The sequence below is a fragment of the Candidatus Obscuribacterales bacterium genome (assembly GCA_036703605.1).
In the GTDB taxonomy this organism is placed as follows: domain Bacteria; phylum Cyanobacteriota; class Cyanobacteriia; order RECH01; family RECH01; genus RECH01.
In genome coordinates, this window is the sequence record DATNRH010000868.1 from 1 (window position 1) to 8423 (window position 8423).

8 protein-coding genes are annotated in these 8423 nt (G+C 54.5%); 6 read left to right on the forward strand and 2 right to left on the reverse strand.

Annotated elements, in window-relative coordinates; all coding sequences use genetic code 11:
• Nucleotides 1-515: 515 nt before the first annotated feature.
• The 3 genes from glyQ (at nucleotide 516) to V6D20_17925 (ending at nucleotide 4388) form a co-directional block, all read left to right on the forward strand.
• A complete protein-coding gene (glyQ, locus tag V6D20_17915; protein ID HEY9817659.1) occupies nucleotides 516-1412 on the forward strand; it encodes a glycine--tRNA ligase subunit alpha in 897 nt (298 codons plus the stop codon).
• 131 nt (nucleotides 1413-1543) lie between these two features.
• Nucleotides 1544-2026 (forward strand): DUF4079 domain-containing protein, encoded by a 483-nt coding sequence (locus V6D20_17920; GenBank protein ID HEY9817660.1) that lies wholly within the window; start codon nucleotides 1544-1546, stop codon nucleotides 2024-2026.
• A gap of 106 nt (nucleotides 2027-2132) precedes the next feature.
• Nucleotides 2133-4388 carry a ComEC/Rec2 family competence protein gene (locus tag V6D20_17925; protein HEY9817661.1) on the forward strand — a complete coding sequence of 752 codons (2256 nt, stop codon included), beginning with the start codon at nucleotides 2133-2135 and terminating at the stop codon, nucleotides 4386-4388.
• 172 nt (nucleotides 4389-4560) lie between these two features.
• Here the strand turns inward: V6D20_17925 and rpe are convergent, their stop codons facing one another.
• Nucleotides 4561-5268: a ribulose-phosphate 3-epimerase gene (gene rpe / locus V6D20_17930; protein ID HEY9817662.1), complete on the reverse strand. Its 708-nt coding sequence runs from the start codon at nucleotides 5266-5268 to the stop codon at nucleotides 4561-4563.
• 128 nt (nucleotides 5269-5396) lie between these two features.
• On the opposite strand from rpe, the gene V6D20_17935 reads away from it, so the two are divergent.
• The 3 genes from V6D20_17935 to V6D20_17945 all read left to right on the forward strand — a co-directional run bounded on the left by V6D20_17935 (nucleotide 5397) and on the right by V6D20_17945 (nucleotide 7968).
• Nucleotides 5397-7010: a S8 family serine peptidase gene (locus tag V6D20_17935; protein HEY9817663.1), complete on the forward strand. Its 1614-nt coding sequence runs from the start codon at nucleotides 5397-5399 to the stop codon at nucleotides 7008-7010.
• Between the two features lie 110 nt (nucleotides 7011-7120).
• Nucleotides 7121-7471 carry a hypothetical protein gene (locus tag V6D20_17940; GenBank protein HEY9817664.1) on the forward strand — a complete coding sequence of 117 codons (351 nt, stop codon included), beginning with the start codon at nucleotides 7121-7123 and terminating at the stop codon, nucleotides 7469-7471.
• Nucleotides 7472-7575: 104 nt separating this feature from the next.
• Nucleotides 7576-7968, forward strand: a complete 393-nt coding sequence (locus tag V6D20_17945) for a hypothetical protein (protein HEY9817665.1) — start codon at nucleotides 7576-7578, stop codon at nucleotides 7966-7968.
• A gap of 190 nt (nucleotides 7969-8158) precedes the next feature.
• On the opposite strand, the gene V6D20_17950 is transcribed toward V6D20_17945, so the two are convergent.
• Entirely contained in the window at nucleotides 8159-8380 is a 222-nt protein-coding gene (locus V6D20_17950; GenBank protein ID HEY9817666.1) for a DUF4327 family protein, read from the reverse strand.
• Nucleotides 8381-8423: the final 43 nt, after the last annotated feature.

Below are 8423 nucleotides of genomic sequence, written 5' to 3' on the forward strand. Positions count from 1 at the left end.
GTTCACTTTATGTGCTATTCTGGCTTTCAAACTATTTCGTTTTATCGGTTCGGTCTCCCTCAGTCCGGGCGGCTTTCGTTGCCCTTCCCTCAGGCGCTTAACCAATATATCCAACCCAGCCGGGTCTGTCAACACCCCTGCCTTTATTTAGACAGATCATCCAAAAGCCTTGCCCAGAAAACGTTTCAGGCTCTAGAGGCAAGGTTTTCATGGAAAAACATGCCATTTTTCTTGGAAAAAAGCTGCGATCGCCTCCTGTTATTTCCTGTTATACAGACGCTGAAACCCTTATGGTGGAAGAGGTTAAACTCTTCCACCCTTAATCAAAAAATCTCAAATCTTTTTTTCACCAAGTTGCCTCCATAGGTGCGAGACAGGAGAGCCTACCTGCCAACGGGCTCTTCTATGTCCTGATCTATGGTTTGGGTCAGGAATTTTGGCACCTAGGGATTGGGATTGCTTGAGGAGTAGGGGAGAATGGGGCGTGGTAGATCAGAGATTGAGGATAGAGGCTCGTGAACTTTCAGACAGTTATTGCAACGCTGAATCAATTTTGGGGCGATCGCGGCTGTTTAATCGTGCAGCCCTACGATACAGAAAAGGGCGCGGGCACCAAGAGTCCCCATACATTTTTAAGAGCGATTGGCCCAGAACCTTGGGCCGTGGCCTATGTGGAGCCCTGCCGTCGGCCATCCGACGGTCGCTATGGCGAGAATCCTAATCGGGTTCAGCACTATTACCAGTACCAGGTGTTGATCAAGCCATCTCCAGACAATATTCAGGATGTGTACCTAGACTCGTTGAAAGCCCTAGGCATTAAACCGGAAGACCACGACATTCGCTTTGTGGAAGACAACTGGGAAGATGCGGCCGTGGGCGCGTGGGGCGTTGGCTGGGAAGTATGGCTGGATGGCATGGAAGTCACCCAGTTCACCTATTTCCAGCAGTGCGGGGGACTTGACTGCCGGCCGGTGTCTATTGAAATCACCTACGGGCTAGAGCGGCTGACCATGTACTTACAAAACGTGGATGCCATCTTCAACATCCAGTGGAATGACCAAGTCACCTACGGCGATGTGTTTTTGCAGGCAGAAATAGAAAGCTCTACCTATAACTTTGAAGCGTCGGATCCCAAGACCCTGTTTACCCTGTTTGGCATTTACGAACAGGAAGCAGAAAGGCTGATGGAGCAGGGCCTGGTATTGCCAGCCTACGACCAAGTTTTGAAATGCTCCCACACCTTCAACTTGCTGGATGCCCGAGGGGTGATTTCCGTCACCGAGCGTACACGCTACATTGCCCGCGTGCGCACCTTAGCCAGGAAGGTTGCCCATCTTTATCTAAAGCAGCGAGAGGCGATGGGATTTCCGTTGCTGACCGAGGCAGCTCAGCCAGCGATCGCCCCATCTTAATCACGCCCTAATCAAGCAGCGATCGCCCTCCTATCAACAAGCTAGCCATGATTTAGCCCCCCATCAGTGGAGATCGGTAGAATAATCGGTAACGAACCGTTAAGACTGCCGAATCCAACGAGGAACACACGATGTCAGAGAGTTTGAGTCAACTACTAGAGCCGATCGCGGCTTGGTTTCGCAGCTTTGGCACCCCAGAGCCGATTGTGCATTGGGGACACCCCTTGATGATGGGCATTGTGGTGGTTGCTATGGGTAGCGCTGTGGGTCTCTCCGGCTGGCGGGGGCGATCGCTGGAGGATGGGGAAGAAAAAGTCAAAAGCCTGGATGGCCATGCCAAGATTGCTCCCTTGATGACGCTGTTTATCATCCTGGGCTACACCGGCGGCATTTTATCCCTGGTGATGCAGCAGCAGCCGATTCTCGAAAGCCCTCACTTTTGGACGGGATCAGTGGTGATTTTGCTCTTGGTGACCAATGGTGCGATCGCTGCCACGGGCTTTGGGAAGAATAAACCTGGGCTGCGATCGGCCCATGCCTATTTAGGCAGTGCTGCACTTTGCATCATGGTTCTGCACGCCGCGCTGGGGCTCAAGCTGGGGCTGTCCATCTAGACAGGATCTAGAGCTAGACGAGATTTCCTCTCGCTTCCCTAGTCAAGACCACCCGTCGCGCGCAGACCTGTTGGACAGCAGCGACGGGTGCATTGATTAGGGAACTATGCGAAACAGTGTTGTCTTATGTCTGGCCTATTTGGTCGGACTGCTTTTGAGTGGGATAGCTGGATCATGGCTGGGGGTGCCCAGGGGGGCGATCGCCATTCTCGTCCTAAGTTTGGCCGCGGTGGCGCTCTTACCCCGCTGGTGGCGAACGGGGCCCCGCGTACAAGTCTGGGCCTGTGCAGGACTTATTGCCCTACTGGGGTTTGGGTATTTTCATTGGCGGATACCGACGCCACAAACCGCCGATATTAGCCATTGGGTGACTGCCGACCATCCTCAACAGGCGGTGCAGGTTTGGGGAAGAATTGCCGATGAACCCCGTATGACCCGCAGCCAGTCCGTACGCTTTTGGCTGCAGGTGCTAGAAGCCCAGCGCAACGATGAACCCTCCCTGGAGCAAACGGGCAAACTCTATGTCACCGTACCGCTCCTACAGGGCACAGGCTTAACCCTGGGGCAAGAGGTGGCGATCGCGGGCAATCTATACCAACCGCAGTCAGCACAGATCCGGGGCGGCTTTGACTTCCAGGCCTACCTAGCCCGCCAAGGCAGCTTTGCTGGCCTCCGGGGACGTACCGTAGAGGTCTTACCCCAGCGTCGCCACTCCATTTCTGCCCTCCAGTTCGGATTCACCTATGGTCAACAAACCCTGCAGACCGTTCGGCAGCGGATGATTCGTGCCCAGGTCGAGCGACTGGGGCGGGGCGGCCTGTTAGTGAGCAGCATGGTGTTGGGACGGCGGGCGGTGGACTTGCCCTACGATCTCTACGAGCAGTTTGCTCAGGCCGGTATGGCCCACACCTTGGCAGCCTCTGGGTTTCATGTTTCCCTGCTGTTGGGCCTGGTGTTGACCTTAAGCCAAGGCTTTGCGCCCCGGCGACAACTGGCGATCGCTGCCACCATTCTCACCCTTTACGTGGGGTTAACCGGCTTCCATGCCTCGGTTTTACGCGCTAGTTTCATGGGTCTAGCGGCGCTATTGGGGATGGTGCATCAACGGCAGGTCAACTCTCTGCGATCGCTCCTGACCGCCGCCACCCTGCTGCTGCTGATCAACCCTATGTGGATCTGGGATCTCGGTTTTCAGCTCAGCTTTTTGGCCACCCTGGGCCTGGTGGTGACCGTGAAACCCATGACCAAACGGCTGGACTGGCTGCCTCCGAATCCTGCCAATGCGATCGCCATCCCCATTTCTGCCCTGATCTGGACGATCCCGGTGCAGCTTTATAGCTTCGGCGTCATGCCCCTGTACAGCATTGCAGCTAATATTCTGTTGACGCCTTTGGTGTGGGCAGCCAGCCTGGGCGGCATGATCACCGGAGCGATCGCCCTGGTCAGCCCTGCGGTAGGAGGCTATATCGTTGGGCTGCTGTCTTGGCCCGTTGAAGCTTTGATCCATAGCGTGGCAGCCTTCAACCGCCTGCCTGGACACAACTATGCCATCGGTCAAGTCAGCGTGTGGCAAGTCATAGGCATCTACAGCCTGTTTATCTTGGTATGGGCGATCGCGCCTTGGCGAAAATCCTGGTGGCTAGCTGGCCTAGTGGCGATCGCCCTGGTGATTGCTCCCGCTACCTATGCCCGAACCACGCAATTTCAGATCACCCTACTCCCTAGCCGCGAGCCCGTGGTGGTATGGCAGTATCGCGGGCAGACCGGTTTAATCAACAGCGGCAGTGACTCTGATGTGCAATACAGCCTGCTACCCTTTCTGCGACAACAGGGCGTCAATCATCTCGACTGGGCGATCGCTCTCCAACCGCCCTCATCGCAATCCGGGTGGTATCGGCTCCTGCAAGCCATGCCGGTTCGATCCTTCAGCCAAACCACGGATGCAGACTTACCATCCTTAATCACCCCTCTACTCAGCCAACAGAAAATCACCGCCCAGACCTTATCCAGCAATGCCCAATTAGGCGTCGCCGATCTCCACATCCAAGCCAACGGAGCGATCGCCACTCTCACCCTAGAAGGGCACACCTGGCTGCTGCTGAACGCCTCAGATAATCCCCAACTCTCAGCCGTCTCACTGCCCAGCCAAGTTGAGGTGCTGGCGTGGAGCGGCACCCTCTCCAGCCCAGAACTGCTAGAACAGATCCAACCGCAGGTAGCGATCGCTCCCGGCAACGCCTTAGAACCCCCGGTGGCGGATTGGTTTGAGCAAGGCGATCGCTCCTATGTTCTCAGCGGACGAGATGGGGCAATTCAGTGGACACCAACGGGCCTGCAAGCCGGGCGATCGCCCCAGGAGTGAAGATCTCAGGCGTAGCAGTGTCTATGCGGTACCTATAGTTACGACACGTTATGACAAACGGGCGATCGCTTAGAAGCGATCGCCCGTTGTTGTGTCATGTATTCAACTCCATCTGTGGCCCACAGACTGGTTGAGAGGCAGTGCCCTCACTACAGCAGCATAGAACCAGCGTTTAGACCTTAGCCAATTCTGGCTCAGAGCGCTTGCTATTGCGAATCCCTTCAATGGCTTCGGCATAGCTAGGAGCCTTAAACACAGCAGAACCCGCTACTACAGCATTGGCACCAGCTTCCAGCACCTGCCAGGTATTGTTGGCCTTCAAACCACCGTCTACTTCAATCCAAGGATCGAGACCGCGCTCATCGCACATTTGACGCAACTGACGGATTTTCGGCAACACACCGGGAATAAAGCTTTGTCCACCAAACCCAGGGTTCACGCTCATGATCAGCACCAAATCGCAGAGTTCTAGCACATAATCAATCAGCTCTAGCGGCGTACCAGGATTCAGAACCACCCCAGCTTGCTTGCCTAGTTCCTTGATTTGCCCAAGGGTACGGTGCAGGTGAGGAGAAGCGTTGTGTTCAGCATGGACGGAGATGATGTCTGCTCCAGCTTTGGCAAAATCTGCCACATACTTCTCAGGTTCAACGATCATCAAATGGACATCGAGCGGCTTTTGGGTCACCGGGCGAATCGCTTCTACAATCAGGGGACCAATAGTGATGTTGGGCACAAACCGACCGTCCATCACATCCACATGGATCCAATCGGCTCCAGCTTGATCAACCGCCTGAATTTCTTCGCCAAGGCGGCTAAAATCTGCTGATAGGATGGATGGAGCAATTACAGTTTGCTTAGCGGTTTGGGCGTGGCTCATAGGTCTCTCCTGCTTTCCGGTGTCTTGACCTTAGTGTAGCAAAGTGAGTCCCACGCCTTGAATAGGATTGATCCCCGAACCCTATCTTTCCCATGAGAATTCAGCAATTTGGCGGAGTATGACAGTCCATGGCTCAAGCACACATCGCCCAGCGAACCCTCTGGTTCCTCGGCGGCCTCGCTACATCCTTAATTGGTATTCCAGCGTTAGCCTTAATCACCTCCGTGGGAGAAGACGGCATTGATGCCCGGCGCTTGCATGATGATCCCTACAATATTACCGGCGCAAAAATCAGTATTGGGCAAGTTGAAATTGGGCGTCCTCCCATGTTTGGCCTAGACAAAACGGCTCCCGAAAATTTTGCCGTGCGGCTGAGTCAAGTCTTTTTTCAAGACGAGCCCGCCAGTGCCAATGACTATGTGGACGGCCATGCCTCCAACGTTGCCAGTGTCATGATCAGCACCGACAAGTCGCTGACAGGAGTAGCTCCAGGAGCCCGGCTCTATTCTGCTGCTGCTGGCTTTATGCCGGGGAATGGCCAACCGGTGGAATGCCTTGCCTCTCAAACCGTGGCACTACAAAATGGCAATGATGTCCGAGCCATTAACTTTAGCTTTGGCGAGTCCCTGCTGCGCGATCCGCGTCCAGATGCACGGCTCGACGGTAATGCGTTACTCACTCAATGTATTGATTGGTCTGCCAATATCCATAATGTGCTGTATGTGATTGCTGGCAACCAAGGTCGGGGTGGCATTCCCATTCCCACGGATAATTTCAACGGCATGAACGTATCCAATTCTCGGCAGATTGATGGGGAATTTATCAAAGTCGATGTCTCCAACCTAGGCAGTGAACCCGAGGTGGTCATTGGACGACTGCCCGAGCTGGAGAGTAATGTGGGAGCCCGCCGCTCCATTACGCTAGTGGCACCGGGCACCGGCATTGAAATGTTTAACCCTGATGGCACCACGACTCGCAGCACCGGCACCAGCTTTGCCGCCCCCCACGTGACTGCCACCGTGGCGCTGATTCAAGAATTTGGCGATCGCCAACTGCGGAACCAAGCCCCCAATTGGAGCCTAGACTCTCGTCAGTCAGAAGTCAGCAAGGTGATTTTACTCAACTCTGCCGACAAGATTGAGGATGAGGGCGATGGACTACATCTAGGAATGCGGCGCACCATTATTGACCAGCGTAATCGCAACTGGCTAGAGTCTGATGCCTACACCAACCCAGCCATTCCCCTTGATGCGGAACTGGGAACAGGACATCTCAACGCATTTCGGGCCTATCAACAATTTAGCGGCGGACAATGGAAAGCATCTGATCCCATTGCGGCAATCGGGTGGGATTATGATCAGGTGGGGTTGACGAACGATGCGCCAGCGTATCGAGACTACGTCTTCAGTACGCCCCTAGCGGCCAACAGCTATCTATCGGTGACCCTCGCCTGGAATCGCCAGGTAACCCTCAGCGATCGCAATGGCAATGAGCTTTTTGATATAGACGAAACGTTTATCGACGGGGGACTCAATGACCTGGACTTGTACTTGATGCCTGCTGATGCAACAGATACAAGCGATCGCATTTGGTCATCCGTGAGCGCCGTAGACAGCACCGAGCATATTTTCTATCAGATTCCAGCCACGGGGCGTTACAAGCTTCGCGTTGTCTACCGCAATCAAGCCAACGAGCCCGTCCAACCCTATGCCCTTGCTTGGTGGGGTGTACCCTCTCGCTAAACCCACAGCCTGACGAAGCCCCGACAGTTCGATATCTCGAACCAAGATATTGAACCCAGCAGGCTCCATGAGTTTGTCCATCCTATTCTTTTTGAAAGACTGATCTTGCCATGGCATCTATTCCTCTTCGGCTTAACCTGGGCGACGGCTCCGTAGCCTTTAGCTTTTCCCCAGAAGCAGCCCGCGACCTGCACAAGGCCCTCAACGACCTGATCAACCAGCTTAAGGCGATCGCCCTAGAAGGCAGTAAACCGGGGCAAAAGCCTAAGCCACAGAAACCGATTGAATATCAGCATACCGGCGACGTCTTTCTAGAAATCTTCTGCAACCCCAACATTTGGCCCAGTCCCTTTGCGGCCAAAGTCCTGATCACCATTCGGGATGAGCGCATCCGTCTCAGCACAGAAGCAGAGCTGACGCGCATCCTCGAAGATCTGAATCAATATTTAGAGCAAGTCTAGCCAGCGATCGCCGTTAGAATGCACGTAGGCCTCAACGGGTCACCGTAGCCTGCCCCTTGAACGTTAAGCCATCCCATCGTTCCCAATCATTCTCAACCATTCCTATGAACTTAGACACCGCATCCCAAACCATTCAACAAGGATTTCGCGTCACCCTTGGCGCAACGGCTGCCCTTGTAGAAGCCCTACAGCATCCCCAACAGTACGGTGAAACCTTCTCTAGAATTCAGCGGGGCGATCTGAATCAGCTCACCGAAGAATGGGCTGTTAAAGGCGCGCAAACGGAACAAGAAGCCCGGCGCTTTGTGGAAACGGTGATGAGCCCTCCCTCTAGCAGCTCCTATGGATCGTCTGCCCCAGGCTCGACCGGCGATCGCGCCAACGAGCCCACCATTCCCCTAGATATTCAGACTGACCTCGCCGACCTCACCCAAGAGATCATCCAGATTCGTCAAGAGCTGGAGCAAACCGACGGCGATCGCCCCGCCAATACCTAAGTACGCGAGTCATGACACCATCTGCTCAGGGGCTGTGCGTCCTAACTTAACCCCTGAGAGGACAAAGGCGATCGGGTGACAATGCCCGATCGCCCTAGGTGCCATGAATGCAAGCAAGCCTGAAAACCTGATAGGTGGCTGAGATATGGGTTGGTTGTACTAGCTATACGGGTTGTACAGGCGGAGAATTTTAATCGTTATCCCACTCTTCGCGACCCAGCAAGTCGCCAATGCGATCGCGCAGCAAAAACCCACTGCGCTCTAGTTCGTCTTCAATCCAGGCCCACTCCCGAGCTGGAATATAGCGACAGAGCACGTAAATGGGCTGTTGGCGGCTGATGACGCCGGTATAGACTAATTGGCGAGCTTCGTCTTGAACAAAGTCTAGGGAATAGGCAATGGCTTGAATCATGATTCACCCTCTGCTGTTGTAAATAGCGGTAACTAGGAGGCCA

What these genes read in the sequence shown, in the direction of transcription:
- V6D20_17920 (HEY9817660.1), top strand. Translation starts at nt 1,544, where the DNA reads ATGTCAGAGAGTTTGAGTCAACTACTAGAGCCGATCGCGGCTTGGTTT.
- V6D20_17925 (HEY9817661.1), top strand. Translation starts at nt 2,133, where the DNA reads ATGCGAAACAGTGTTGTCTTATGTCTGGCCTATTTGGTCGGACTGCTT.
- rpe (HEY9817662.1), bottom strand. Translation starts at nt 5,268, where the DNA reads ATGAGCCACGCCCAAACCGCTAAGCAAACTGTAATTGCTCCATCCATC.
- V6D20_17935 (HEY9817663.1), top strand. Translation starts at nt 5,397, where the DNA reads ATGGCTCAAGCACACATCGCCCAGCGAACCCTCTGGTTCCTCGGCGGC.
- V6D20_17940 (HEY9817664.1), top strand. Translation starts at nt 7,121, where the DNA reads ATGGCATCTATTCCTCTTCGGCTTAACCTGGGCGACGGCTCCGTAGCC.
- V6D20_17945 (HEY9817665.1), top strand. Translation starts at nt 7,576, where the DNA reads ATGAACTTAGACACCGCATCCCAAACCATTCAACAAGGATTTCGCGTC.
- V6D20_17950 (HEY9817666.1), bottom strand. Translation starts at nt 8,380, where the DNA reads ATGATTCAAGCCATTGCCTATTCCCTAGACTTTGTTCAAGACGAAGCT.